The 25534-nt window shown below is 36.9% G+C and carries 27 protein-coding genes; 18 read left to right on the forward strand and 9 right to left on the reverse strand.

Translation table 11 applies throughout. The annotated features are described in order from the left end of the window. Position 1: 1 nt before the first annotated feature. From ACQ334_RS09490 to ACQ334_RS09555, 14 genes are all read left to right on the forward strand, one after another. A complete protein-coding gene (locus ACQ334_RS09490) occupies positions 2 to 433 on the forward strand; it encodes a VanZ family protein (protein WP_430987960.1) in 432 nt (143 codons plus the stop codon). Between the two features lie 45 nt (positions 434 to 478). Beyond that, positions 479 to 1234, forward strand: coding sequence for a DUF4290 domain-containing protein (locus ACQ334_RS09495; protein WP_430987961.1), 756 nt, complete (start codon positions 479 to 481; stop codon positions 1232 to 1234). 143 nt (positions 1235 to 1377) lie between these two features. Next, entirely contained in the window at positions 1378 to 2679 is a 1302-nt protein-coding gene (murA, locus tag ACQ334_RS09500) for a UDP-N-acetylglucosamine 1-carboxyvinyltransferase (RefSeq protein WP_430987962.1), read from the forward strand. 43 nt (positions 2680 to 2722) lie between these two features. Further along, entirely contained in the window at positions 2723 to 3145 is a 423-nt protein-coding gene (locus ACQ334_RS09505) for a hypothetical protein (RefSeq protein ID WP_430987963.1), read from the forward strand. Between the two features lie 22 nt (positions 3146 to 3167). Then, on the forward strand, positions 3168 to 3746 hold the full coding sequence (gene gmk, locus ACQ334_RS09510; protein WP_430987964.1) for a guanylate kinase: 579 nt from the start codon (positions 3168 to 3170) through the stop codon (positions 3744 to 3746). Between the two features lie 45 nt (positions 3747 to 3791). Beyond that, positions 3792 to 5078 carry a hemolysin family protein gene (locus ACQ334_RS09515; protein ID WP_430987965.1) on the forward strand — a complete coding sequence of 429 codons (1287 nt, stop codon included), beginning with the start codon at positions 3792 to 3794 and terminating at the stop codon, positions 5076 to 5078. A gap of 194 nt (positions 5079 to 5272) precedes the next feature. Next, on the forward strand, positions 5273 to 6391 hold the full coding sequence (locus ACQ334_RS09520) for a glycosyltransferase family 4 protein (RefSeq protein WP_430987966.1): 1119 nt from the start codon (positions 5273 to 5275) through the stop codon (positions 6389 to 6391). Between the two features lie 106 nt (positions 6392 to 6497). Further along, the gene (gene gldC, locus ACQ334_RS09525; protein WP_430987967.1) at positions 6498 to 6842 is read left to right on the forward strand and encodes a gliding motility protein GldC; all 345 of its coding nucleotides are present in this window, start codon (positions 6498 to 6500) and stop codon (positions 6840 to 6842) included. Between the two features lie 440 nt (positions 6843 to 7282). Further along, positions 7283 to 7735: a GatB/YqeY domain-containing protein gene (locus ACQ334_RS09530; RefSeq protein WP_430987968.1), complete on the forward strand. Its 453-nt coding sequence runs from the start codon at positions 7283 to 7285 to the stop codon at positions 7733 to 7735. An 89-nt stretch (positions 7736 to 7824) separates the two neighbouring features. Beyond that, positions 7825 to 8361 (forward strand): CvpA family protein, encoded by a 537-nt coding sequence (locus ACQ334_RS09535; RefSeq protein WP_430987969.1) that lies wholly within the window; start codon positions 7825 to 7827, stop codon positions 8359 to 8361. 77 nt (positions 8362 to 8438) lie between these two features. Next, positions 8439 to 9215, forward strand: coding sequence for an alpha/beta fold hydrolase (locus tag ACQ334_RS09540; protein WP_430987970.1), 777 nt, complete (start codon positions 8439 to 8441; stop codon positions 9213 to 9215). An 83-nt stretch (positions 9216 to 9298) separates the two neighbouring features. After that, a complete protein-coding gene (locus ACQ334_RS09545) occupies positions 9299 to 9961 on the forward strand; it encodes a CBS domain-containing protein (protein WP_430987971.1) in 663 nt (220 codons plus the stop codon). A 79-nt stretch (positions 9962 to 10040) separates the two neighbouring features. Further along, positions 10041 to 11498, forward strand: a complete 1458-nt coding sequence (locus tag ACQ334_RS09550) for a POTRA domain-containing protein (RefSeq protein WP_430987972.1) — start codon at positions 10041 to 10043, stop codon at positions 11496 to 11498. A 35-nt stretch (positions 11499 to 11533) separates the two neighbouring features. Further along, positions 11534 to 12412 (forward strand): NAD kinase, encoded by an 879-nt coding sequence (locus ACQ334_RS09555; RefSeq protein ID WP_430987973.1) that lies wholly within the window; start codon positions 11534 to 11536, stop codon positions 12410 to 12412. 2 nt (positions 12413 to 12414) lie between these two features. On the opposite strand, the gene ACQ334_RS09560 is transcribed toward ACQ334_RS09555, so the two are convergent. The 3 genes from ACQ334_RS09560 to ACQ334_RS09570 form a co-directional block, all read right to left on the reverse strand. Next, complete coding sequence (locus ACQ334_RS09560; RefSeq protein ID WP_430987974.1) at positions 12415 to 12825, reverse strand: hypothetical protein; 411 nt, start codon at positions 12823 to 12825, stop codon at positions 12415 to 12417. Then, positions 12822 to 13226: a hypothetical protein gene (locus ACQ334_RS09565; RefSeq protein WP_430987975.1), complete on the reverse strand. Its 405-nt coding sequence runs from the start codon at positions 13224 to 13226 to the stop codon at positions 12822 to 12824. Before ACQ334_RS09565 ends, ACQ334_RS09560 begins: the two co-directional genes overlap by 4 nt. A 555-nt stretch (positions 13227 to 13781) precedes the next feature. Further along, on the reverse strand, positions 13782 to 15743 hold the full coding sequence (locus ACQ334_RS09570) for a hypothetical protein (protein ID WP_430987976.1): 1962 nt from the start codon (positions 15741 to 15743) through the stop codon (positions 13782 to 13784). Between the two features lie 347 nt (positions 15744 to 16090). Here ACQ334_RS09570 and ACQ334_RS09575 point away from each other — a divergent pair, with 347 nt between their 5' ends. Together ACQ334_RS09575 and ACQ334_RS09580 are read left to right on the forward strand one after the other, a co-directional pair. Continuing rightward, entirely contained in the window at positions 16091 to 17077 is a 987-nt protein-coding gene (locus ACQ334_RS09575; protein ID WP_430987977.1) for a sensor histidine kinase, read from the forward strand. Between the two features lie 3 nt (positions 17078 to 17080). After that, positions 17081 to 17785 carry a response regulator transcription factor gene (locus tag ACQ334_RS09580; protein ID WP_430987978.1) on the forward strand — a complete coding sequence of 235 codons (705 nt, stop codon included), beginning with the start codon at positions 17081 to 17083 and terminating at the stop codon, positions 17783 to 17785. Here the strand turns inward: ACQ334_RS09580 and ACQ334_RS09585 are convergent. Continuing rightward, complete coding sequence (locus ACQ334_RS09585) at positions 17782 to 19680, reverse strand: BatD family protein (protein WP_430987979.1); 1899 nt, start codon at positions 19678 to 19680, stop codon at positions 17782 to 17784. The genes ACQ334_RS09580 and ACQ334_RS09585 overlap by 4 nt on opposite strands. A 175-nt stretch (positions 19681 to 19855) precedes the next feature. Continuing rightward, a complete protein-coding gene (locus ACQ334_RS09590; RefSeq protein WP_430987980.1) occupies positions 19856 to 20551 on the reverse strand; it encodes an SDR family NAD(P)-dependent oxidoreductase in 696 nt (231 codons plus the stop codon). Positions 20552 to 20613: 62 nt separating this feature from the next. Between ACQ334_RS09590 and ACQ334_RS09595 the strand changes: the two genes are divergently transcribed. Further along, entirely contained in the window at positions 20614 to 21309 is a 696-nt protein-coding gene (locus ACQ334_RS09595; RefSeq protein WP_430987981.1) for a YjjG family noncanonical pyrimidine nucleotidase, read from the forward strand. A gap of 104 nt (positions 21310 to 21413) precedes the next feature. On the opposite strand, the gene ACQ334_RS09600 is transcribed toward ACQ334_RS09595, so the two are convergent. From ACQ334_RS09600 to ACQ334_RS09615, 4 genes are all read right to left on the reverse strand, one after another. Further along, positions 21414 to 21587: a hypothetical protein gene (locus tag ACQ334_RS09600; protein WP_430987982.1), complete on the reverse strand. Its 174-nt coding sequence runs from the start codon at positions 21585 to 21587 to the stop codon at positions 21414 to 21416. A gap of 72 nt (positions 21588 to 21659) precedes the next feature. Beyond that, positions 21660 to 22316, reverse strand: a complete 657-nt coding sequence (locus tag ACQ334_RS09605) for a phosphatidylserine decarboxylase family protein (protein ID WP_430987983.1) — start codon at positions 22314 to 22316, stop codon at positions 21660 to 21662. A 169-nt stretch (positions 22317 to 22485) separates the two neighbouring features. Next, a complete protein-coding gene (locus ACQ334_RS09610; protein ID WP_430987984.1) occupies positions 22486 to 23373 on the reverse strand; it encodes a phosphatidate cytidylyltransferase in 888 nt (295 codons plus the stop codon). A 5-nt stretch (positions 23374 to 23378) separates the two neighbouring features. Next, positions 23379 to 24386, reverse strand: a complete 1008-nt coding sequence (locus tag ACQ334_RS09615) for a lysostaphin resistance A-like protein (protein WP_430987985.1) — start codon at positions 24384 to 24386, stop codon at positions 23379 to 23381. 100 nt (positions 24387 to 24486) lie between these two features. Here ACQ334_RS09615 and dusB point away from each other — a divergent pair, with 100 nt between their 5' ends. Next, positions 24487 to 25530: a tRNA dihydrouridine synthase DusB gene (gene dusB / locus ACQ334_RS09620; protein ID WP_430987986.1), complete on the forward strand. Its 1044-nt coding sequence runs from the start codon at positions 24487 to 24489 to the stop codon at positions 25528 to 25530. Positions 25531 to 25534 lie beyond the last annotated feature (4 nt).

Consider the following 25534-nt stretch of genomic DNA (forward strand, 5'->3'; position numbering starts at 1 on the left):
AATGGCAACATCAAATAATTCTCCTTTTAAAGTAATCGGGATCAAAAAATTTATTCCAGGCATTGCCTGGTTTTTTGTTGTGCTCACACTGGTTTGCATCCCGGGCGAAGATTTGCCGGTGGCCGACAACTGGATGATTGAAATCAATTACGATAAGCTCATCCATGTAGGCATATTTGCGGTGCTGGCTTTTTTGTTCATGTACCCGATTGGAAAATCTGTTGCTTTTACTAAAAAAGAAAAATGGCATTATTTTATTAAAATTGCATTAGCTACTGTGGTTTGGGGATATACTACAGAGGTAATTCAGAAATTCTTTATCCCCGGCAGAAGTTACGACCTTACCGATTGGTTAGCAGACAGTATCGGCGGATTAGCGGCCATGATCTTTTGCTCACGCTATTTTTTAAAACCTCCTAAAACCGGCATATAAGCGCTGCTGCTTGTTTCAACGGTATTAACTCAGTATATTTGTATTATGCTAAATGTAGATGAAATGGAATACAACACGGGTCGTAACCATCTTATAATGAAAGAATATGGACGCCACATTCAAAAAATGGTGGAATACCTGCTTACCATCCAGGATAAGGAAGAACGTCAACGTAATGCCTATGCAGTAATTGAACTGATGGGTTTTTTAAATCCGCATTTAAAAAATGTGGAAGATTTTCGCCATAAATTATGGGATCATCTTTTTTTGATCAGCGATTTTACGCTGGATGTGGAAAGCCCTTACCCCATACCAACAAGAGAAACCTTAAAGGCTAAACCAGACGTACTGGCTTACCCGAAAAAATACCCTAAGTTCAATCATTTGGGTAAGAACATTGAAGTGATCATTGATAAAGCTTTGAAAGAAGAAAATCCTGAAAAGAAACAGGGCTTTGCGAATGCCATTGCTTATTACATGAAATTAACCTACAGCAACTGGCATAAAGAGCTGGTGCATGATGATAATATTCAAAGCGAATTAACGGCTATTACACATGGCGAATTGGAATTCAATACACGTCCGTTTGTAAAACACCGTACTGATAACCGCAGCGAAGATGATTATGGCACCAACCGTGGCGGTCAGCAATACCGCAAAAACTTTGGCAGCCGCAATAATAATGGCGGCGGCAGAGATAACAGGAACAACAGAGGTGGTGGTGATAACAGGAATAATAACCGAGGCGGTGGTGGAGATAACAGAAATAACAACAACCGTAATTTTAAGAAGAGGTATTAAAAATAATTGCTCGAATTAATCTAATTACACGAATTAAGAAATATTTACCTGATGCTTTTAAACGTCAGGTTTTTTTATTTACGTTTGCTTTAATTATAACTAATTCGGCAATTCGTTTTAATTAGTGCAATAAAAAAAACAACATGCAATCATTTGAAGTAAGAGGCGGTAAAAAACTCTTTGGAGAAATTACACCACAGGGTGCAAAAAACGAAGCGCTGCAAATTATTTCGGCGGTATTACTTACGGCTGAAAAAGTTACCATTAAAAATATCCCCGACATTATAGATGTAAACCTGCTGATAGATCTGTTGGGAGAAATGAATGTAAAGGTGGACAGAGTAAGCAGGGATACCTGCATCTTCCAGGCTGATAATGTGGATGTGGATTATTTACACAGCGAAGCCTTTCATAAAAAAAGCGGCAAGTTACGTGGATCTGTAATGCTTGCCGGGCCTATGTTATCAAGGTTTAAAAAAGCCTATATACCAAAACCCGGTGGCGATAAAATAGGCCGCAGAAGATTGGATACGCATATCATTGGTTTTGAAAAACTGGGTGCCCAATTCTCTTATCATGAAGACGGATTTTTTCATTTGGAAGCGAAGGAATTAAAAGGCACTTCATTACAATTAGATGAACCCAGCGTAACCGGTACTGCTAATATTTTAATGGCAGCTGTGTTAGCAAAAGGCACTACTACCATTTACAATGCAGCCTGCGAACCTTACCTGCAGCAACTTTGCCGCATGCTGAATGCTATGGGGGCAAAAATAAAAGGTGTGGGCAGTAATTTATTAACGATTGATGGCGTGGATGCTTTAGGTGGTACCACACACAGCATGTTACCCGATATGATTGAAGTAGGTAGCTTTATCGGCCTTGCTGCAATGACGCAGAGCGATATCACTATTAAAAATGCAGGCATTGAACATTTAGGCGTAATACCCGAAAAATTTCAGCAGCTGGGTATACAAATGAATTTTAAGGGTGATGATATTCATATTCCTTCGCAGGAAATGTACGAGATACAAAAGTATATGGATGGTGGTGTGCTTACAATCTACGATCATCCGTGGCCGGGCTTTACTCCCGATCTGTTAAGTATTGTTTTAGTAACTGCTATACAGGCAAAGGGCAGTGTACTCATTCACCAGAAAATGTTTGAGAGCCGTTTGTTCTTTGTAGATAAGCTGATTGATATGGGGGCACAGATCATTTTATGCGATCCTCACCGTGCCGTGGTAATTGGTTTGGAAAGAGAACAAAAATTACGTGGTATTACCATGAGCAGTCCGGATATACGTGCCGGTGTGGCCTTGCTGATTGCTGCATTGAGTGCACAAGGCAAAAGTACTATTCAGAATATTGAGCAGATTGACAGGGGCTACCAGAATATTGATGACCGTTTGATAAGATTGGGTGCAGATATTAAAAGAGTATAAAAAGTAAGTAAAGTATATAAGGTAAAACAAGTTTAAAAGTACAATGAAAAATTATTTATTATTAATAAGTTCTTGTTGCATTTTGCTGCTTGTTTCCTGCCAGAATAAAACAAAAGGTTACCTGGTAAAAAAATGGGATTGTGTGAACGTTGAAAACCTGGCGCCACTGGATAAGCATTTTATTACCAAAGAAGATTCTGCTGTTGCCATACAAATGGAAGCAGCGCTTAAAACTCTCAGCTGGACTTTTAATAATGATAATACTTATTTCTGTTCTACACTGGGCAATAAAATAACGGTGCAGGGCACTTTTGCCATTGCTGATGATGAAAAAACATTAACGCTTACTTCGCTTACAAAAAATACCATTAACACTTATACTATAACCTCAATTTCGGATATTGAAATGACCTTAACCAGCACTGCCACTACTGTGCCGCTGGTTTTACATTTCAGTCCTAATTGATCTATAAACCTTTTCTTTGCTTATGGGCTTGTACCAAAATAAAATCATCATCATTACTGCACCTTCAGGCGCCGGTAAAACTTCTATTACCCGTCACCTGATGCAACGTTTTCCGCAACTTGCTTTTTCTGTTTCCGCTGCTACCAGGCAGGCAAGAGGAACAGAAAAAAATGGCGTGGATTATCATTTTATGAGCGCTGATGATTTTAAACAAAAGATACAACACAACGAATTTGTAGAATGGGAAATGGTGTACGAAGGAAAATATTACGGCACTTTAAAATCGGAGCTGGAAAAAATATGGAATGATAATAAAATTCCTGTTTTAGATATTGATGTAAAAGGCGCTATTCATGTACAGCAGCAATTTCCTGAAACTACTTTAAGTTTATTTATCGAACCGCCTTCGGTAGATGAATTAAAAAAACGTTTGGAAAGCCGTGGCACCGAAACTGCCGAGTCGCTGGCGGCAAGGGTAAACAAAGCTTCTTACGAATTGTCTTTTAAAGATCATTTTAATAAGATCGTTGTAAATGATGATCTGCAAAAAGCTTGCATTGAAGCTGAAATGATCATATTCGGTTTTATCAATAAGCGTTAAAACGCCCCCGACGGGCATTTGTTTTTTCTTCCTTATTTTTATACTATGGACTGGACGGCACTCATAGCAATTATAGGCGCTTTAATACTCATCGGCTTTTTCTCGGGTATTGAAATAGCATTTGTATCTGCTAATAAGTTATCTATTGAATTAAACAGGAAGCAGGGCACTGCCAGTGGCAAGATCTGGGGCGCCTACTCCGATAAACCCACCCGTTTTATTGGCACCACATTGGTTGGCGTTAATGTAGTTTTAGTTATTTATGGTTTATTAATTGGCGGCATGCTGGCACCGGTATGGGACTGGATCGCCTCAAAACTGTCGCCTTCTTTATCTGAATATGTAAAGTATATTAAGCTATTTGTAGAAACAGTACTCTCTACATTGATATTGCTTTTTGTAGAGTTTATGTTCAAGGCTTTTTTCAGGGCAAGAAATAATGAGATCTTAAGTAATGGAATCATCAGCTATATAGCCAGCTTTTTTTACTGGTTGCTTTCTTCCACTGCAGCTTTTTTTGTAAACATTGCCGAATGGACCTTGAAGCATTTGTTTGATGTAAAACTGAATGAGAAAAAAGAAGTGTTCAGTAAAATTGACCTGGAACATTTTTTACAGCAAAGTAAAGGCCACGAAGAAGAAGATAATAACGAGATCAATAAAGAACTTTTTGAAAATGCCTTATCACTCAGTGAAGTAAAATTAAGAGAATGCCTTATTCCACGCAGGGAAATTGAAGGCGTTGAAAGCACTACTTCTATTGAAGCCGTAAAAGATAAATTCATTAATACACAGCTGAGTAAACTGGTAGTATACGAAAACAATATTGATAGTATTATTGGTTACATTCATCAATTAGACCTTTTTAAAAATCCGGCTACAGTAAAAGAAGTATTACTGCCCATACCTACTGTGCCTGAAAGTATGAGCGCCACCGACCTGATGAACAAATTCAGTAAAGAAAGAAAAAGTATTGCCTGGGTAATTGATGAATTTGGCGGCACTGCAGGCATTGTAACAATGGAAGATATTTTAGAAGAGATTTTTGGTGATATTAAAGATGAATACGACACGGAAGAGTTTGTAGAAAAACAATTATCGGCTAATGAATTTATTTTCAGTGGCAGGTTAGAACTGGATTATATCACCGAAAAATACCACCTTGAATTTCCTGAAGAAGAAGGTGCGGAAACATTATCGGGTTATATTATTCAGAACAACGAATCGATACCCAAACAAAAAGACCGCATCATTTTTGGCCACTACGAATTTGATATTTTAAATGTAAGTGACACCAGGATTGAAACAGTAAAAGTGAAAATATTAAAATAGTTTTTCGTCAGTTCATTAAAATTCACTTTGTGAATTAATCTTGCCACTAATGACACGAATTTCCACGAATAATAATGCTTCATTAGTGAAAATTCGTGTCATTAGTGGCAAAAAACTACAACGTAGTTGATGCTTTTTATTTTTAGCCAACCGCCTGGTTAATTACATTATTTGTTGAAGCTTATCTATTCTCCATGGTTATTGCAGTTAATACCAGTTTTACAACATCGCATTTTTCGGATAGCAATTTCATTTTTGAATGTTTTTCAAGATTAGCACAGCAATTTCCACAGCACCGGTTTATATATATTGCTGATAAGGGCTTTGATGAAAAGCATCTCACATCAAAAAATATCAGTACAGTTATTATTGGCGCTACTGCAAAAAATCTATTACTACTTCAATACCAGCTGAATTATAAAATACCTGCTGTTTTACGCAGGCATAAAGCGGATGTATTTGTGAGTGCCGGTGGCTATTGTTCTTTACGCACCAAAGTACCACAATGTATAATTGTAAATGAGCTGTCTTTTTTGCATCACCCCGAATTATATACAAAAAGCTGGTGTCGTTTTTATAAAAACAATACGCTACAATTTCTCACTAAGGCAAAAGCTATCGTCACTACATCACAATTTTCAAAACAACAAATTACCGACACTTATACAATAGCTGGCGACAAAGTTGGTGTAGCATACTATGGCGTTAATGAAAATTTTAAACCGGTAAGCTGGCAGGAAAAAGAAGTTATCAAAGCAACCTATGCCGAAGGCCTGGAATATTTTTTATACTCGGGCCCTATTCATCCGCAGCAAAACCTGATCACACTTTTAAAAGCCTTTTCTTTTTTTAAGAAAAGGCAGAAAAGCAATATGCAGTTGATCATTGCATCAACGGCTGCAGTTACAGACAAAGAGTTAATTAAAAGCCTTGGTAGCTTTAAATACCGTAATGAAGCGAAGGTTATAGATCAGTTGCCTGCAGCAACAATAGCAAAGATCACAGCAGCAGCTTACGCATTGGTTTATCCATCAGTGTATGAAAGTTTTGCGGGTGCGGTAACAGAAGCTATGCAGACTGATGTGCCTGTAATTACAGGTAACTCAGCTGCCATAAAAGAAATTTGTGGTGATGCTGCGGTATACATCAACCCGAAAGACTTTAATGACGTTGCCGATAAAATGATGCTGCTTTTTAAAGATGAAAATAAGCGTAACGAATTAATAGCAAAGAGCAGTAAGCAGGTTGAACTTTATAACTGGGCCGCCACTGCTGCTACAATATGGCAATCGGTATTAAAATGCACAGAATAACTGATTTACCATTTCTACAAAACTCTCTCCTGTTCTTTTTCATAAACCAGTTAACTTTGCACCCGATCAAAAGCTCAGTTAATCATCAAATCAGTTATTACAATTTATGAATCAATCAAGTATAAAAATTGACATCTTACTGGACCCGAATAAAGTACCGGAACAAATCAGTTGGGTGGCCAGTGATAGTGCAGCAGATATGGCTCAAAAAGCAAAAGCAATGTCGGTAGCTTTTTGGGATGGCGCCGATAAAACAGCCCTTCGTATTGATCTGTGGACCAAAGACATGATGGTGGATGAAATGGCCGACTTTTATTACCAGATGCTGATGGGTATGGCAGATAGTTTTAAAAGAGCCACACAGCAACAGGAAATGAGTGACGACATGAAAAAATTTGCCAAATCATTCTTTGAAAAATTCAGGGCATCGCAGATAAAGGAGAATAAGTAAATAGCTGCAAGGGGAAAAGCCGCAAGGGACAAGAAAGAAAGTTTAACCGGCATGCTTATCCCTTGAAGCTTACAACTTGAAGCTTATTCATTCACTGGCAATTTATAAAAGGCCGCAAGGGGAAAAGCTATAAGGGAGAAAAAGAGAATTTAACCGGCATGCTTATCCCTTGAAGCTTGCAACTTGAAGCTTATTCATTCACTGGCAATTTATAAAAAGCCGCAGGGGGAAAAGCTACAAGGGAGAAAAAGAGAATTTAACCGGCATGCTTATCCCTTGAAGCTTGCAACTTAAACCTTATTCATTCACTGGCAATTTATAAAAAGCCGCAAGGGGAAAAGCTACAAGGGAAAAAAAGAGAATTTAACCGGTATGCTTATCCCTTGAAGCTTGCAACTTGAAGTTTATTCATTCACTAACAATTTTAAAAGATACCAACAATGGCATTAGAACAACAAATAATGGCTGAGATGAAAGAAGCCATGAAAGCAAAAGATGAAGCAACATTACGTGGCTTAAGGGCTATAAAAGCTGAAATTATAAAAGCCAAAACAGAACCCGGTGCAGGTGGTGAAATTGATGAAGCCACGGAACAAAAATTTTTACAAAAGATGATGAAGCAGCGCAGGGATAGCCTGGAAATTTTTGAAAAACAAGGCCGTGCCGATTTAGCTGTAAAGGAAAAAGAAGAAATGGCGATCATTGAGAAATTTTTACCTAAACAATTAAGTGAAGCCGAAATAAAAACGGCCATTGAAAAAATAATTGCAGAAACAGGTGCCGCTTCACCTGCAGATATGGGCAAAGTAATGGGGGTTGCCAGCAAGCAATTGGCCGGCCTTGCCGATGGAAAAACAATCAGTAGTATTGTAAAAGAATTGCTGGCGAAGTAATGATTTGTGATTTATGATATTGGATTTACTAAAGACAGTGTAATCAGAGAAAAATCATACATCTAAAATCTGCAATCCAAAATCTCTATATGGTTGATGTTGTTTTTGCTATACTGATGATACTGGCCTGCATAAAAGGCTATCAAAAGGGCTTGATCATTGCCTTGTTTTCAATCGTGGCTTTTATTATCGGCCTTGCAGCAGCATTAAAATTTTCAAGTGTGGTGGCAGGTTGGCTGGGAGAAAATGCAAAAGTTTCTGCTCAATGGTTACCCTTTTTATCTTTTGCCATTGTATTTCTTGCGGTGGTATTACTGGTAAACTGGGGCGGAAAGATCATTGAAAAAACTTTTCAGATGGCTTTGCTGGGTTGGGTAAACCGCCTGGGTGGAATAATTTTTTATGCCGTTTTATATATTATTATTTTCAGTGTTTTTTTATTTTATGCCGAAAATATTCATTTGATAAAGCCGGAAGCTATCCAGGCTTCGCAAACCTATAGTTTTGTACAACCCTGGGGACCGGTAGTAATCAATAATTTTGCAAAAGTGATTCCTGTTTTTAAAGACATGTTTGCTGACCTGGAAACATTTTTCGGCACCATCAGTAACAAAATGCAGCATTAATTTTAAAGCTTATCTTATTTAACGTATTTTGCAGTTCCTGATATAACCTAACAATCAGAAAACCATTTAACTAATCGATGAGTTACGAAATAAAACAAGACGGCAAGTTTAAATTTATTGAGGAAGGGGAAGGCGAGCCGCTGATGCTGTTACACGGTTTATTTGGTGCACTAAGTAACTTTGCCGACCTGATAGAACATTTTAGAAAAACCAATAAAGTAGTGGTGCCATTATTACCATTGCTGGAACTTGATCTGTTGCATACTTCTGTTGGTGGTTTACAAAAATTTGTAGCCCGTTTTATAGAACATCGCAACTATAATAATATTCATTTATTGGGCAATTCGCTTGGTGGCCATGTGGGCTTAGTATATGTTTTAAAACATCCCGAAAGAGTAAAATCATTGATACTAACCGGCAGTTCGGGCTTATTTGAAAACGGAATGGGCGATAGCTACCCCAAACGTGGCGATAAAGAATATATTCGTAAAAAAACACAACTTACTTTTTATAATCCCGACTTAGCAACAGAAGAACTGGTGGATGAAGTGTTTGAGATCACTAATAACCGCTTAAAAGTGATTAAAATTATTGCATTGGCCAAAAGTGCTATCCGTAATAATTTAGGCGAAGAATTAAGGGAAATAAAACAACCTACCTGCCTTATCTGGGGCAATAACGATACCATCACGCCGCCATTTGTAGGCAAAGAATTTAACCGCTTAATTCCAAACAGCGAATTACACTTTGTAGATAAATGCGGCCATGCCCCAATGATGGAAGTACCCGGAGAGTTCAATACCATACTGGATGGTTTTCTGAATAAATTAAAAACTCCCGCTGCAACAGTTTAACAAATTTTAGTGTCTGTATACTATTCATAACCGCCGTTCGTTATCTTTTATTAGTAAACCTGCGACAAACCACAAATACAGCAATGCTAACCGTAGAACTCATTAATAACAATATACCCCGCCTTAAACTGCAGGATACCGTAAGTAAAGCCTTACAGTTGATTAATGATTTTCGTGTTACTCATTTGCCTGTTGTTGCTGATGATAAATACCTGGGTTTAATAAGTGAAGAAGACCTGCTGGATGCTGAAGAAGAAAAAATGCCTATCGAACTAATGCAGGAAACATTTATTGATGCCGCAGTAAAAGACAATGAACATTTTTTGACCGCCGTTAATTTTTGTAACCAGCATGATTCATCGGTAGTACCGGTTATAAATGAAGAAAGAGAATTAGCCGGTGTTATTACCAATACCGATCTTTTAAAAGCGCTGGGCAATTTTGCAGGCACTAACGAAATTGGCGGCATTATTGTTTTAGAAATGGAACGCAGCCAGTTTGCTATTTCAGAGATCAGCCGTATTGTGGAAAGTAATGATGCTACCATATTGCATTTAAATACTACCGTTCACCCTGAAACCGGTATGTTAACAGTTTCAATTCATACCAATAAAAAAGAAATTGCTTCCATTGTAGCTACTTTTGAAAGGTATGATTATGATGTGATCTATTATTTTGGCAACGAAAATTTTGAAAACGAAATTCATACCAATTACCGCCACCTGATGAACTATCTTGATATTTAGTTGTTGATGCAGCCAGGTTCAATTTTTCCGATATCATTTATTTTTACTTGCCACATTTTTATTATGAAGTAACGAAGCAATGCTAAGCCGTAAAAAAATATTGTATTGTGCGTTACTGCTTTTCTCTTCTCTTATAGCAAAATCCCAAAATCAAAACACAGTAATTTTTAATAGTGCTGCAAAACCTATACAGGATTCTTCTGCCAAACTTTGTATAAAAGACATTATTGTAAAGGGCAATAAAAGAACTAAGGAATACATCATACTTCGTGAGATACAATTTCAAAAAGGTGATTCCATTGTTATAGCATCATTGAATAAGGAACTGGAACAGGCCAGGCAACAGGTATACAATACCACCTTATTTACAGAAGTAAAATTTGAATTAGCAGTACTTTCTGCTTACGATGTTGATGTAACCGTAACCGTAAGGGAACGCTGGTATATTTACCCGGTACCGCAGTTTAAACCGGTAGACAGAAATTTTAATGAATGGATCAAGACTTACAATGCCAGTTTAAAAAGAGTGAACTACGGTTTAAAATTTGTGCATTATAATTTAAGCGGCAGAAGAGATCAGTTACGGCTCTATTTCCTCACGGGCTTCAGCAGGGATTTTTCTTTCAGTTATAATGCACCTTACAGTAATTCCAAACTAACCGAAGGTTTTGTAGTGAGCGCCGGCTATTCTCAAAAAAAAGAAATTCCTTATAAAACAACTTACACCGACAGCCTTTTATTTTACACTTCCGATTCGTTACGAAGTAAATTTGTAGGCAGTACTTTTTATGTATCAGCAGGCTATGCTATACGAAGAGGTTTTTTCAACAAACATATTTTTAATGCCGGTTTCTCCCGCCTTACTGTAAGCGATAGCGTGCTGTTAGCAAAAAACAATCCTCATTATTTTAATACCGGCAAAGCAGCCGCCAATGTTTTTGAGATTGCTTATACGTTTCAGCATGTACATGTAAACAATGTGTTGTATGCCACAAAAGGGAAAACTGCATTTGCAGGTATATCAAAACGGGGTGTAGGATTTACGGGTGGTATTAATGCTTTAACAGTGGAAGCTGGTTTAAATAAATATTATGATTTAGGTAAAAAATGGTACAGTAGTATTCAGTTAAACGGCAAGGTGATATTACCCTTATACCAGCCATACATTAACCAGAGAGGCTTAGGTTATGGCGATAGTTATTTGCGTGGATTAGAATACCTTGTAATTGACGGCACTGCAACAGCACTGATAAAATCCACCCTGAAAAAGAAGGTGGCCGAGTTTAAAATAAAACTACCCTTTAAATTAAAATCTCTTTCAAGCATACCCTTTACCATTTTTACAAAAACCTATGCCGACCTTGGTTATGCATACAATAAAAAAGAATTTGCCTCTAATTTGAATAATACCTTGCTTTATACCGGTGGTTTTGGCATTGATATCCTTACTTTTTACGATGTAAACCTGCGCTTTGAATACAGTTTTAACCAATTAAACCAAAAGGGGCTATTTTTACATACGCAAAGCGGATTTTAGTACAGCTAAAATATTTTTTAGCTCAACAACATTTTATGAAAATAGCAATCTACAGCAGGGGCCTGGAGGAAAACCAGCATAAAGAAATCAATCTTTTATTGCATGAGCTGGAAAAGCATAATGTGGAGCCGGTATTTTTCCAGGATTTTTTTAATAGCTTTTATTCGGCAGTTAATCTTAAAACTAAATATTCCACTTTCAATTCTTCTGATGATTTAGACGACACTATTGATTCAATTATCAGCCTTGGTGGCGATGGTACTTTATTGGATACGGTAACATTAGTTCGTGATAAAGGCACACCGGTTTTAGGTGTCAATTACGGCAGGCTGGGTTTTTTAGCCAACCTTGGTAAAGGCGAATTGCAGGTAGCAGTAGATGCGTTGGTGAACCATACTTATGTGATTGATAAAAGAACCATGTTGCATTTAGATGCCAACGTGCCTTTATTTGGCGATGTGCCTTATGCACTCAATGAATTTACTTTATTGAAAAAAGATTCTTCCTCAATGATTAAAATTCATACTTACCTGAACGGAGAATTTTTAAATACCTATTGGGCAGATGGATTGATAGTGGCTACACCAACCGGCTCCACCGGTTATTCATTAAGTTGTAATGGCCCGGTGGTTTTTCCTGATAGTGGCAGTTTTGTAATTACACCTGTAGCGCCGCATAACCTTAATATCAGGCCTATTGTAGTGCCGGATAACAATATCATTTCTTTTGAAGTGGAAGGCCGTACAGATGGCTTCTTATGTACGCTGGACAGCCGCAGGGAATTTGTAACCAAAGAAATTCAACTGGCTGTAAGAAAAGAAGAATTCGGTATCAACCTTATCCGCCTGAATGAAAATAATTTTTTGCAAACACTACGGAATAAACTGAGCTGGGGTTTGGATGTGAGGAATTGATTTTATCTATTACTAATTGTAAAAACTCTTTCCTCGCTGTTAGGATATAGAAGTTCTATTCTTCTGTTGTTTGGTTTTTCATAAATGATTCTTAATACAGGGTTGGAAACAATACTGTTTGGTTTTTCAACTCTTAGCCGAAAATTACTATACCCTTCTGTAAAATCTTCATTCCACTTACAATCTTGTTTTTCTATAATTGCAAAGCTTAGGAAATCGTATTGCTGATTTCGTGTGCTATAAATATATACGCTATCAGAGCCTATTTTAAAAGTTAATAAAAAAGGAAGCTTGTCGCTTTTGCCACCCATACTATCTGTGTTAAATATAGACTCTTTAAAACATTGAGAGTATAATTTTAAACTTCCGCCTAAGCAAAAAAATATTAATGAAGCTAAAAAATATTTTTTCATGTGTAGTGATTTATAAATTTTTTAAACACTTTTTTTTGAACAATAGCAGTGATATAGCCAACTATAATAATAACAATAATAAACCTGGTATCAAAAGGGTCTGCAATATTAATTCCGGATCCGAAAAAAGTAATTGCAATTGCTACAATAAAGAAAGCTACAACTAATGCTATAATATCTGATAACCTTACTTGATTTTTTTTTAATAGGCTTTGAAAAATTATAAATGTAACGTATCCTAATACGCAATATCCAATAGCAAAAGAGCTAAAAATCTCTAATAATGTAAAGCTGCATTTCCATCTATCCTCTGCTTTAATATCTAAAGAGTTAGCTAATATCTGGTTTCCGATATAGTATAGAAAGGTGAAGGAAATAGTAGCAATAAACAAAGTCAGCATGTGTGCACTTATTTTTTTAGACTAAGCATAAACTATTTCATAGATTTTGAAAACTCAAAGCTATCATTTTGTTATTAAAAGAAGATTAGGTTTTAGCAACCTAATCTTCTTTTAATTGACTTGAATCGGAGTTATTAGTTATAAACCTAATTATATATGGAATAAAAAAAGTATCCCAACCTAAAAGCAGTATGCGAAATATGAATTTGATTTTTATTAAACCAATTATTCCTGTAGCAAAACTGCTAAAAAATATCACAACAAATAAGTAGATGCATAGACAAAAGAGGCCTAAAAAAACAGTTCTGATATTTTTATTTTTTGAAATTTTATAAAAAAAAATTAGATATAAGAAAAGGGTAATGATAACAACTATTATAGAAAAATAAATATCCTCCTTAAAATCTGGTTTTCGTACATAGCTATTTCGAAGTTCTTCAATTGTGGCATTGGAGTACTCAAGGTAACTGAAAACATATGCAGTAAGCCCATGTATTAAAACTATAAGAACAATTAAAAACACACTGAAAATAAAGGAATATTTTTTGTTTATGCTTAACATCCTAATTTTATTTTTAATTGTTCCCAGGTTTGAAATCCTTTTAAAAATTGATCAACTTCATTCCATTTAGGCCTGGCTTTTATTTCTGGCACAGAATAAAATGAAGCTTGTCCACCTTGACTAATTACAAATTGAATGAATTTCGTTTGCATATTCCGCCACAGTTTATCTGCAATTTCAAAACCTGTAGGATTTCCCGCCAACTTGTGATTTAACCAATCTCCTAATGCAAATATTTCATCACTTATTCTATCAACTCCCATTGTATAAAAAACATAATCATTTGGATGGAGCACATCAGTTGATTTATAGATTCCAAATTCCCGATTACCCGCCACTGGATGATTATAATCAATAGGGGTTTTTAGTGTTGAAAATTTGAAGCCATGAGATTGTTTTCCGTTTGTAATATTATGGAAATAATCGGATTCAACTACAGAACCATCATTTGGCCACATTGAAATATGTATTAACGCACCTAATGAGTTTTCAGCATATGCATAAAACTTTGCTGTATCATAAAAATAATAGGGCGGAGCCATTGTCCCGGAATTATCATATTCATATGCAGAAAATTTCACCTTAAGACTGCTATCAATAAAAGAGTTAATATTCTGTCTAAAATATTCTACTAAAAATTCAGGAGTGTAACCTGGCGGTAATTGTGTTATGCGTATAGGAAAAAAATCGCAGTTTACCACCGATCCATATGCACTATTTAAGTTAGTTAAATTATAATTATCCATAACACCGTTGGGCAAAAAAATTCTTAAAGAATCAAGTCTATTAGTAACAGTGCTACTTGGAGTAAACTGTGCCACTCTTTGCCACATACTACCGAAACCATTTACAGGATCAAGTGGCATTATATTAAGGCTATCACAAGGATCTAATGCAAAGGGTTCAAGACTCAAGTGAGCTTTTAATTCTGCAATTTTTGCATATAAATAGCCATTAGCATCCCTTATACTTACCGGCCAAGGGTTAGGTATAAGCGGACAATTAACCGGCACCACACTTTCAGTAATAGCTTCAACAAAGCCACAAGGAGTAGTACCGCCACCACCTGTGCCGCCCCCGCCACCTGATGGAAAATCAGGCCAGGAACCCACTCCGCTTCCTCCATCTTCCCAGTACTCACAATCAGTGGTGGAACTGGTGTGTGGTGTATTTATAAGGTAGCAATAGGTTCCGCAATTGTCACATAATCCATACCCGACAGTAGCTGCACAATATGTTTCAGTTCCACAATACCGTGATGTAGTATAAGTTGTAGTGGTAACGGTAACACATACAGAATATATGTAGTTACTACTTGTTGTACCCCCGCCATTAAAATTATTACTACTATTTCCAAATTCTACAACCCTTATGATATTATTTGTATCTGCATTACTATTACCTGCGAACAACTTTTTATCTCTCATTTCAAATTTAGTGTACCCAAATACCAGATTGTCCATCAGCATCATTCGCAAGGCAAAATTTTCTGCAGTAGTAACATTGCTTTGTGCAACAGATGAACTACCGGCATAAGGTAACGCCTGGTAATCCCTGTTCTTATATAAGTCAATACTTACTGTATCTGCAATTACAGCCTTTAAAAATCCGCCAACATATACAGAGTCTGCTTGTACCAAGGGCAGGATAACAATAGTATCGGCATTATTCTCCACATTGTTTTCTCCCAAATGGCCGGTGCTTACTTTAGGTTTGCCCACACTAATAATAGCTTTGTCCCAAATAACAAAGCCATTATTCTTTACAAATGATGTAATAAATTCTTTGTTGCTGTTTTGTTTACGCATTTGTACAGCTACTCTTTTTACTGCACTACTTGCATTGGCAGGCAAAGCAAAAAAATGTTCCGTTACATTTACAGGTTGCCCGTTTAAGGTAACTTGTTCTTCAGCTTTAGGTAAAATACTGTCTGTTTTTTTACAAGAGATTTGCATTGTTAGCATAATAAACGCAAAAAGAAAAAATGCGATTACAATAGTAGATTTAAGCAATTGTTTTGGTAAGGGCTTCATATTAAATGAAATTGATTGAAAATGTTTCCAAATTTGGTGTCGTCTCAAAGACTTATATGCACTTCAAATGGTTGCAAATAACAATAAAACAATTACTACATAATATAAATAATATCAACCATATACAAAAAATCTACTTTACTTTTAGATAGACAATTACTAATTTCAAGGTTTTAAATAAATGCTTAAGAAGTACTCGTGGAGATGCTGATTTTATTTTTTTCAGAGACTTCTCTTCGTCTCTTTAGGCATTAACTTTACAATCTACTATGCCCAACAAAACAAAAAAAATTCGCTACATCTTTTTTATCTACTGGTTTTTACTGGCTTATATTATTGCGGCATTAATATGGTGGTTTATTTCTTTAAACCGCCAGAACGAACAGATGACCAACTTTGAAATACAGCAGTTAAATACCAGTCAACCACAATACACACAACAGGTTAATAATATTCAACAAATACAAAAAAGAAAAACTGCACAATACATTGGAGAAGGGGTTACATTTTTTTTACTGATTGCAGCTGGTGCCGCTTTTGTCTTCCGTGCAGTGCAAAGGCAATTACAATTCAGTATGGAGCAACAGAATTTTATGATGGCATTGACGCATGAATTAAAAACACCTATTGCTGTAACCAAACTTAACCTGGAGACATTACAAAAAAGAAAACTGGAAGAATCGCAACAGCAAAGATTAATTCAAACCACGTTGCAGGAAGCCAACCGCATGAATTCCTTGTGCAATAATATGCTGCTGTCTTCGCAAATAGAAGCCAGTGGTTTCCGCATCAGCAACGAAGAAATTAATTTTAGCGACTTAGTGGCTACTTGCGTACAGGATTTTATTACCCGTTATCCCCAACGCAATATAACCACTGCCATTGCAAAAGAAATATTTGCAGATGGAGATCAGTTACTACTGCAAATGGCAGTAAATAACCTGGTGGAAAATGCTATTAAATATGCCCCTAAAGAAACTACTATCGCAGTGAGTGTAACAGAAGAAAAAAACAATATTACTTTGCAGGTAAAAGATGAAGGTAAAGGCATTGCGGATGAGGAGAAGAAAAAAGTATTTAATAAATTCTACCGTATAGGCAATGCAGCTACTAAAGGCGCCAAGGGTACCGGGTTGGGGCTTTACCTTACCCGGCGGATTTTACATCAGCATAATGGTAACATTTCTGTGACAGATAATTTTCCGACTGGAAGTATTTTTACAGTTAACTTACAGTCATCTGTTCAAAAAAATTAAACCTTGGATAAAAAATTTTCTATACTGTTGGTGGAAGATGAAGAGAACCTTCATGAAGCATTAAAGCTAAACCTGGAATTAGACGGTTATGAAGTAACCGGTGCTTACGATGGTGCAGAAGCGTTGAAAGTGGTGCAACAGGAATATTTTAACCTCATCATTCTTGATGTAATGTTGCCTGAGATAGATGGCTTTACTGTTTGCGAAACTGTACGTTTACAAAACCCTGATATTCCCATTTTAATATTAAGTGCTAAAAGCAGCAGTGCCGATAGAATTCTGGGCCTTAAAAAAGGTGCTGATGATTATTTAACCAAACCCTTTAACCTGGAAGAACTTTTAATAAGAGTAAGTAAACTCATTAAAAAAAGCGAACGCTTAAATTCAAAAGAACCATTACCGGAAGTATACCAGTTTGGCGAAAATAAAATTGACTTTAAAGCGCTGGAAGGTTTTTCAAAAACACAACAAAAAATTCCGCTTACCAAAAAAGAAGCGATGTTGTTAAAACTGCTTATCGAAAATAAAAACGAAGTAGTAACAAGAGAAAAAATTCTGCAGGCAGTTTGGGGATACAATGTTTACCCCACTACCAGAACCATTGATAATTTCATCCTCAACTTCCGCAAGTATTTTGAAGCTGATAGCCGCAACCCACGCTATTTCCATTCGGTAAGAGGGATTGGCTATAAATTTACCGAAGATTAATTTTTATAGGTGTCCAGCAGTTGTATAATAGCCGCAGTGCTATCATACAGTTCCTGCATCTTTTCTTTTTCAGGAAAGGGAGTATACAATTGCAGTTCAATATCGTTCATTAATTGTTGCAATTGTACAGTAGTGGCAACTGCAATATTTTTTTTATCCAGCTCCTCATTAATATTTTTTTTATTAATGGTTTCTACGGGCAATTGTAGTTTTTTAGAGAGATAACTCTTTAATGCAAAATTTAATTCAATATAAAAAGCAGTGCTGTCTGCCGTTAATAATTCATTCGCTTTTTCCAGCCAATTTTTTTCTTCTACAATTAAGCTTGCGGCTATCTTTTGTTCTTCTGCTTTCACAGCATCCGCTTTAGCTTTTTCTTCCGCCATTACAGCTTCTTTTTTAGTATCCCGTTTTACCCAGAATAATAATCCGCAGATGATCAATACTGCCACTGTACTTATCACCCATCTTCTGTTGCTGATGAATTTATTTAGAAAATTATCGCTGCCGGGTTTTGTATCTGTTACTATAGCAGTTGCTTTTTTTCCTGTGCCTTTGGCAACTGTAAACGAAATGGGTTTGGTAGAATCAGTTTTGTATTTTCCTTCCTTCGCATCAAAATAACTGAACTTAACTGCAGGCAAAGTATAGCTGCCCGGTGCTTCAACAGTAAAAGAATAATCAATGATCTTTCTGCCACTTACTGGTACGCTGGTTTTTAAAAAATCATCGGTTGCAGAAGGTTCAAAAGCCTCAAAACCTTTTGGCCACTGTATTTCAGGATTGTTCACCAATTGCAGGTTACCCTGCCCGCTGATAATGATCCTTAACTTTCCTGCATCATCAGTAGTAAAATTATTTTTCTCCAGCACGGCTTCAATAGAAAAGTTACCTACTGCCCCTTTAAATGCAGCCGGTACATTTGCCTCAGGCAATGGCTTTACCATAACAGAAGCAGGCTGGCTTTGCAATGTTACTTTATGGTTTTCCATTCCTTCTGCAGGTATGGTAGCCTCTTCAAATTCCCTGAACACATCACTCATTAAATTGTTCTGCCGGTTGGCATATTCTTCTTTTATAAAGGACACATTGTTTTCAATTTCAGCAGGCTCCAGGTCAAGCTTACCCGACTGCAACGGGTACAATTGCGCTTTACGGATCACGTACACGTTATATTCCCGCCCGTTTACTTTTTCTCTTTTATAAGTCATGTTATCAGGCCGCTGCAAATCAATAACAGAAAAGCCATTGAAGGATGGATTCTTCACCAGGTTACTTTCACTCTTTAACCGGGTGTATAATTTATAAGTAGCAATTACCGGTTCGCCGATATAACAAGAGGTTTTATCCAGCTCCAGTTTAATAAACATGTTTTTATTTACCTTATCTGCTGCGTTCTCCCCTTTCTTTAAAATATTATCCCGGAATGGCGCTTCTGGTGCTGCATCCGCAAAAGGATCCATGCCACCAAATGGCGAGCTGAAACTACTGCCACCCGAATTATTAGCCGCCAATGTATTACTTACCTGTATTGAAACAGCATTGCTCCTCAGTTCTTTGCCATCAGCTTTTGCAGTTGCTGCGCCAATAGTAAAATTGCCGGGGGATTTTGGTTGCAGCACATAGCTTAACGCAATAAATTGTTTTACATCACCATTAACCATGGTCATACCACTCTCCTGGTTGGGACCACTCACTACCGTAAAATTTTTAAAAGCAGGTGGTGTGATATGTTCCACTTCTCTTGCGTTTTCAACAGTAAATTTTATCTGTACCAATTCATTTTTACTGATTTGCGGTGCAGAAACGCCGGCAGAAAATTTTACCTGCGCCACAGCAACCCTGGCGGCAGAAAATAAAAGCAGTAAAGTTATTTTGTGTAAAAATGATCGCATAAATAAAGGATACAAATTTAGCTGATATTAAATGGTTGTTCTTTACAGAATAAGATGAATGGTTTTAAAAAACTGTTAATATAGCAGCTTCGCTGCTATATTTTGCCACGGATTGCACAGATTTTCACGGATTAAACACAATTGATTTTAGCCTTTGTAATTAACCTGGTTGAATTTATAAATCTCCTAATTGCGGCCGCATCACAATTTCTTCCACGCAGGCGCCGGCACTCAGCTGCGATGCAGCAAAGATAATTTTAGCTACATCAGCTGCTTCCATAATGCGGTGTTTGCTATTATCATAATCACCCCAGCTGTCGGTTAAAACAGCACCGGGGTACACTGCAGTAACTTTAATTCCGTACTCTTTCATCTCTTCCCTTAAATTTTTATTAAAGCCGTCCATAGCAAATTTGCTGATGCTGTAAGCGCCGCCATTTTTATAGGCCTGAAAAGAGGCTATGGAACAAATGTTGAAAATATGACCAGCTTTCCTTTTCATCATTGCTTGCAATAATGTACGGGTAAGGTGATAAGCACTGTATACATTTGTTTGCACCTGGCTTTCCAGTGTTCCTTCCGGTTCGTTGTAAACACTGCCCGGCTCAAACAAACCGGCATTATTAACCAGTACATCTATTTCAATATCCTGTGCCAATATCCATTGTCCAAATTCTTTTGCCTGCTTGCTTAAATCAAAAGCTTTGGCTTTAATAGTTATTGATGGAAAACGGGTTTGCAATTCTTCCATTGCTTTGTACAAAGCCACTTCGTTGCGGCTGCATAAAAAAAGATCATAGCCATTAGCGGCAAAAATAGTGGCAATAGCTTTGCCTATTCCTTTTGATGCACCGGTGATTATTACATTCATGTTTAAGTATTAAATATTTCGCTTTTCTTTGCAAATCTACAATCGTAAAGCTACAATCAGCAATGAAGTATAAACACCTTTTTTTTGACCTGGACCATACCCTTTGGGATTTTAATGCTAATGCAAAAGCTACGCTTACCGATTTGTATGCTTTTTTTGAATTGGATAAAAGGATAGCTGTACCATTTGATGATTTTTATGTAAAGTATTTATACCACAATGAAATTTTGTGGGATAAATATCACAATGGTTTAATTACGGCAGAAGATTTAAAGTGGAAAAGGATGTACCGTACTTTATTAGACTTTAAAATTGGCAATGAAGAATTATCCAAAGAACTAAGTGGAAAATTTTTAGAATTATTACCTACAAAAAAAATACTGTTCCCTCACACAACAGAGTTATTAGACTATCTGCTGGAGAAAAAATATGTGCTGCATTTAATTACCAATGGTTTTGAAAAAACCCAATGGAGTAAAATTAATAACAGCGGGCTGGCAAAATATTTCACACACATGATCACTTCAGAAGCCAGCAACAGCCTGAAGCCAAAGAAAGAAATTTTTGATTACGCAATGAATAAAGCCGGTGCCAGTTTACAAGAAAGCATTATGATCGGTGATAACTTAGACGCCGATATACAGGGTGCTATTAATGCCGGTATGGATTCTGTTTTTGTAAACCATATCAATGCTACAGCCCATGTGCAACCTACTTACACTATATATCATTTGAAAGAGCTGGAGTTGATATTTTAGTTTAAAGGTTCAGGAGTTTAGTCCTTCGGCTTCGCTCAGGATGAGTTTAAAGTATAAAAAAACCTCCCCGGTTTGGAGAGGTTTATAAATAATTTTAGCAGCAATTACATAGATGCTGTTTTCTTGTCTTTGCAGCAAGATTTACCAGCAGTAGCTGTAGATTTTGTGCAGCAGGTTTTTCCTTTAGCACATTTCTTTGATTTCTTTTTACCGTTATCTGCAAAAGCAACACCTGTTACTAATAAAGCAGCAGTAGCTAATAAGAATACTTTTTTCATAATTATGTATTTGATTAATCATTGTAAATGTAGGGCAGATCGGGCAAACAGCCAAGGTGAAACTGTTAAAAATTATAATGTGGCAATTACCGTTACGCCACCTTGTACCACCTGGTTCAGTTCCACATTTATTTTGGTGCCCACAGGTAACAGAAGGTCTACCCTGCTGCCAAATTTAATAAAGCCCATTTCTTCGGTTTGTTCTACTTTTTGGCCCACCTGCAGATAGTTTACAATACGCTTGGCTAAAGCGCCTGCAATTTGCTTTACCAGTATTTCAGTGCCCCCTTTTTTAATTACCACACTATGCCTTTCATTTTCTGTAGATGATTTGGGGTTCCAGGCTACTAAATATTTGCCTTTATGGTATTGATTATACACCACTTCGCCGCTGATGGGATTGCGGTTAACGTGTACGTTTGCAGGGCTCATAAACACCGATACCTGCAGACGTTTGGTGTTAAAATATTCCACATCAATAATTTCTTCAATCACTACTACTTTTCCATCTGCAGGAGATACTACCAGGTTTTCGCCAACAGTAAGTTTTCTTGCCGGTATACGAAAGAAAGAAATTAAAAACAGCAATAAAAAAAATGTAGCAAAGAATATGATCCAGCATAAAACCGGTAAAGAAGCGCTGAAAAAATACAGTGCTGCAAAATTGATAGCTCCGAAAATTAAAGTACCGATTGCAATGGATTTATATCCCTCTCTGTGAATGGTCATTGTGTTGAATTGAGCTGCAAAGATAAAGAGTTACGGGTTAAAAGAGTTGCGGGTTAATTGATTGTTTGCGAATGATAAAAAAATGGATCACGGGTTTGAAGGATTGCGGGTTATTTGATTGTTGGCGAACGAACGATATAACTCGTAACTCTTCAAACCCGTAACTCTTTTAACCCGTAACAAAAAAATGTACATACACCCATACTACCGGTGCTGCAAATAACAAACTATCAAACCTGTCTAAAAAACCGCCGTGACCGGGCATGATGGCACCGCTGTCTTTTACATTAGCCATGCGTTTGAGTTTGCTTTCAAACAGATCACCAATGGTGCCAAAGATGGCGCAGAGGGCAGCGATGATAGCGGCATCTTTCACAGGTAATAATTTACTAAAATAAGCTGCTGTAGCAATTACTATTACACAAAGTATTGCGCCGCCAATAGTGCCTTCCCATGTTTTTTTAGGAGATATTTTTGAGAATGGTGTTTTGCCGATTAAAGAGCCAACAATGTAGGCCATGGTATCATTTATCCAGATAGAGAAAAGAACCGCACATGCATACACCTTACCTACATCAAGTAAATTAAAGTCTTCATTCGTCAGAAAGTAATTATCTCTTAAATGTAGTAATAAAGCAAGTGGCAATGAAATGTAAATGAATCCTGCAAAGCACATTTGCTTTGCCTTTGTAGAAATTTTTTTGTTCTGGGTTACAAATACAACTAAACAAATCATCAGCAAAATCCAAAACAATAGTTTAAAGCTAATAAAAACCCCAATAATGGTTTTTCCTACATCAAACGAGTAATGCTGTATCCCTAAAACTATCATTAATGTAAAACCGCAAACAGCGAAGAACCATTTTATAACAATGTCTATTGACGTATTATATATTTTTTCAACCAATTTTAAATATTCCAGCCAGCATCCCAATTGCACTATACTAAACAGGATCAAAAAACCAGAAAAATTCCACAACAACCCTGTAAGCATTACTGCTACAAAAACAACTGCAGTTAAAGAACGGGTTTTAAGCGTAGCTATATTTAATGCCATAAAATTTATGCTTGATTTTCGTTTCCAATCTCTTCAATCTCATCAACTAATTGATTGCGGGAATTGATATAGCCCGGCAATAATATTTCCTCTCCGGGTATTGCAGTGTTTCTTTTCTTATTCATGGTATAAAGAAAATACCCAAATAAAATAAATGCTGCCAAAGCTCCGGCAGTAAGATAAACATTGAAATGATCTTCTATATTTTGTGCATCAATTTTTCCTGCAGATCTTGTAGAAATATATAACGCTGTTACAGAAAGGCCATTAAAAGCTGCATGCATGGTCATATTTAACCACAGGTTACCCGTTAAATAAAACACCCAGCCTAATACTACACCTAAAAAAAATCTTCCGATAAAATCAGAGTATTCAAAATGAATAACACTGAAAAGAAAGCCCGTTAATAAAATGGCCACAATGGGGGCTTTAAACCAGCGGGTAAACAAATTCTGTAAGGCCCCCCTGAAAAATAATTCTTCGGCAAAGCCTGGTAATATGGCCATTATAAATAAAGTGGTCAGGTATTCGCCAAAATTACGCATGGCACCAATGGCCAGTACATTTTTCATGTACTCATCTTTGGATTGCGCAATTTTATGCTGAATATATTCTCCCAGCGGAAGACTCATGGTCAATTCTCTGAATGCACCCACTAAAGGCAGTGCAGAAAACATAAATGCAATTACCAAAAGTAGCTGAGGCAGGTAAACATTGTTTTGTATGCCCAGATGCAACAATGCTTTTTTGTGGCAGATTTTTGCATACAGGAAAGCGGGTAGTATAAACATGAAGATGACGGCGATTAACTGCGTTATTCTCAGGATGTTGGCATTGGCCGGCACCAGCATTTTATCCATCGCAGCTTTTGTATCCGTTAAAAATGTTGGATCTTTTGACAGGAAGATTACTATCCCGATTGCCTGCCCAATGATCAATCCTACCCCCGTTAACGCCAGTAATATCGCCAGCTGCCCCCAGTAATTAAACCGCTTTGTTGCTACATGCGCCATACTTTGAAATTATAAGTTGTAAATTTGCAGCAAAAATACGGGGGATTTGCCACAGAGATACAGAAACACAGCACTGAAATACCTTAATTGAAGAATACCAATGATTAAAATAGGAGACCATATTAATTTACCTGACTTTCCACTATTACTTGCCCCAATGGAAGATGTAAGTGACCCGCCTTTTCGTGCGGTTTGTAAAGATCATGGGGCGGATTTAATGTATACCGAATTTATCAGTAGTGAAGGCCTGATACGTGATGCTATAAAAAGCCGTAAAAAATTAGACATTTTTGATTACGAAAAACCTGTAGGCATACAAATTTTTGGTGGTGATGAAGAAAGTTTATCCTTAGCTGCAAAAATTGTTGATGTTACCAATCCTGATTTATTAGACATCAACTTTGGATGCCCGGTAAAAAAAGTGGCATTGAAAGGTGCTGGTGCAGGCGTGTTAAAAGATGTTGACCTGATGGTGCGTTTAACTGATGCAGTTGTAAAGTCAACTACTTTACCGGTAACAGTAAAGACAAGATTGGGCTGGGACGATAACAACAGGAATATTGAGGAAGTAGCGGAACGTTTGCAGGATGTGGGTATAAAAGCACTGGCCATTCATGGGCGTACAAGAGCACAAATGTACAAGGGAGAAGCTGACTGGACCCTTATTGCTAAAGTGAAAAATAACCCAAGGATTAAAATTCCAATCTTTGGTAATGGCGATATTGATAGTCCTGAAAAAGCATTGGATTATAAAAACCGGTTTGGTGTGGATGGTATTATGATTGGTCGTGCCGCCATTGGTTATCCGTGGATATTTAATGAGATCAAACATTTTGTACAAACAGGCGAACATTTAGCACCTCCAACTATTGAAGACCGTGTGGCTGTTTGTAAAAAACACCTGCATAAATCTTTTGAATGGAAGGGGCCGAAAGTTGGCATTTTTGAAATGCGCCGGCATTACACCAATTATTTAAAGGGTATGCCAGGTATTAAAGATTATCGCTTTAAATTGGTTACACTGGATACTGTTGAAGAAATTGATGCGGTATTAGATGAGATCGCAATAAAATACCAGGGTTATGAGTTTGAGAAAACGCCTATTGAATTGATTAATTATCATGAGAAGTGCCCGGTGACCTAATTAC

It is taken from the genome of Ferruginibacter sp. SUN106, from assembly GCF_050611765.1.
Classification (GTDB): Bacteria; Bacteroidota; Bacteroidia; order Chitinophagales; family Chitinophagaceae; genus Ferruginibacter.

Excerpts from the sequence above, each read along its gene's own strand:
- ACQ334_RS09540 (WP_430987970.1), top strand. The coding sequence starts at position 8,439 with ATGAGTTACGAAATAAAACAAGACGGCAAGTTTAAATTTATTGAGGAA.
- ACQ334_RS09535 (WP_430987969.1), top strand. The coding sequence starts at position 7,825 with ATGGTTGATGTTGTTTTTGCTATACTGATGATACTGGCCTGCATAAAA.
- ACQ334_RS09495 (WP_430987961.1), top strand. The coding sequence starts at position 479 with ATGCTAAATGTAGATGAAATGGAATACAACACGGGTCGTAACCATCTT.
- murA (WP_430987962.1), top strand. The coding sequence starts at position 1,378 with ATGCAATCATTTGAAGTAAGAGGCGGTAAAAAACTCTTTGGAGAAATT.
- ACQ334_RS09545 (WP_430987971.1), top strand. The coding sequence starts at position 9,299 with ATGCTAACCGTAGAACTCATTAATAACAATATACCCCGCCTTAAACTG.
- ACQ334_RS09600 (WP_430987982.1), bottom strand. The coding sequence starts at position 21,587 with ATGAAAAAAGTATTCTTATTAGCTACTGCTGCTTTATTAGTAACAGGT.
- ACQ334_RS09530 (WP_430987968.1), top strand. The coding sequence starts at position 7,283 with ATGGCATTAGAACAACAAATAATGGCTGAGATGAAAGAAGCCATGAAA.
- dusB (WP_430987986.1), top strand. The coding sequence starts at position 24,487 with ATGATTAAAATAGGAGACCATATTAATTTACCTGACTTTCCACTATTA.
- ACQ334_RS09560 (WP_430987974.1), bottom strand. The coding sequence starts at position 12,825 with ATGAAAAAATATTTTTTAGCTTCATTAATATTTTTTTGCTTAGGCGGA.
- ACQ334_RS09505 (WP_430987963.1), top strand. The coding sequence starts at position 2,723 with ATGAAAAATTATTTATTATTAATAAGTTCTTGTTGCATTTTGCTGCTT.
- ACQ334_RS09550 (WP_430987972.1), top strand. The coding sequence starts at position 10,041 with ATGCTAAGCCGTAAAAAAATATTGTATTGTGCGTTACTGCTTTTCTCT.
- ACQ334_RS09605 (WP_430987983.1), bottom strand. The coding sequence starts at position 22,316 with ATGACCATTCACAGAGAGGGATATAAATCCATTGCAATCGGTACTTTA.
- ACQ334_RS09565 (WP_430987975.1), bottom strand. The coding sequence starts at position 13,226 with ATGCTGACTTTGTTTATTGCTACTATTTCCTTCACCTTTCTATACTAT.
- ACQ334_RS09520 (WP_430987966.1), top strand. The coding sequence starts at position 5,273 with ATGGTTATTGCAGTTAATACCAGTTTTACAACATCGCATTTTTCGGAT.
- ACQ334_RS09515 (WP_430987965.1), top strand. The coding sequence starts at position 3,792 with ATGGACTGGACGGCACTCATAGCAATTATAGGCGCTTTAATACTCATC.
- ACQ334_RS09585 (WP_430987979.1), bottom strand. The coding sequence starts at position 19,680 with ATGCGATCATTTTTACACAAAATAACTTTACTGCTTTTATTTTCTGCC.
- ACQ334_RS09610 (WP_430987984.1), bottom strand. The coding sequence starts at position 23,373 with ATGGCATTAAATATAGCTACGCTTAAAACCCGTTCTTTAACTGCAGTT.
- ACQ334_RS09615 (WP_430987985.1), bottom strand. The coding sequence starts at position 24,386 with ATGGCGCATGTAGCAACAAAGCGGTTTAATTACTGGGGGCAGCTGGCG.
- ACQ334_RS09575 (WP_430987977.1), top strand. The coding sequence starts at position 16,091 with ATGCCCAACAAAACAAAAAAAATTCGCTACATCTTTTTTATCTACTGG.
- ACQ334_RS09590 (WP_430987980.1), bottom strand. The coding sequence starts at position 20,551 with ATGAATGTAATAATCACCGGTGCATCAAAAGGAATAGGCAAAGCTATT.
- ACQ334_RS09570 (WP_430987976.1), bottom strand. The coding sequence starts at position 15,743 with ATGCAAATCTCTTGTAAAAAAACAGACAGTATTTTACCTAAAGCTGAA.
- ACQ334_RS09595 (WP_430987981.1), top strand. The coding sequence starts at position 20,614 with ATGAAGTATAAACACCTTTTTTTTGACCTGGACCATACCCTTTGGGAT.
- ACQ334_RS09490 (WP_430987960.1), top strand. The coding sequence starts at position 2 with ATGGCAACATCAAATAATTCTCCTTTTAAAGTAATCGGGATCAAAAAA.
- gmk (WP_430987964.1), top strand. The coding sequence starts at position 3,168 with ATGGGCTTGTACCAAAATAAAATCATCATCATTACTGCACCTTCAGGC.
- gldC (WP_430987967.1), top strand. The coding sequence starts at position 6,498 with ATGAATCAATCAAGTATAAAAATTGACATCTTACTGGACCCGAATAAA.
- ACQ334_RS09555 (WP_430987973.1), top strand. The coding sequence starts at position 11,534 with ATGAAAATAGCAATCTACAGCAGGGGCCTGGAGGAAAACCAGCATAAA.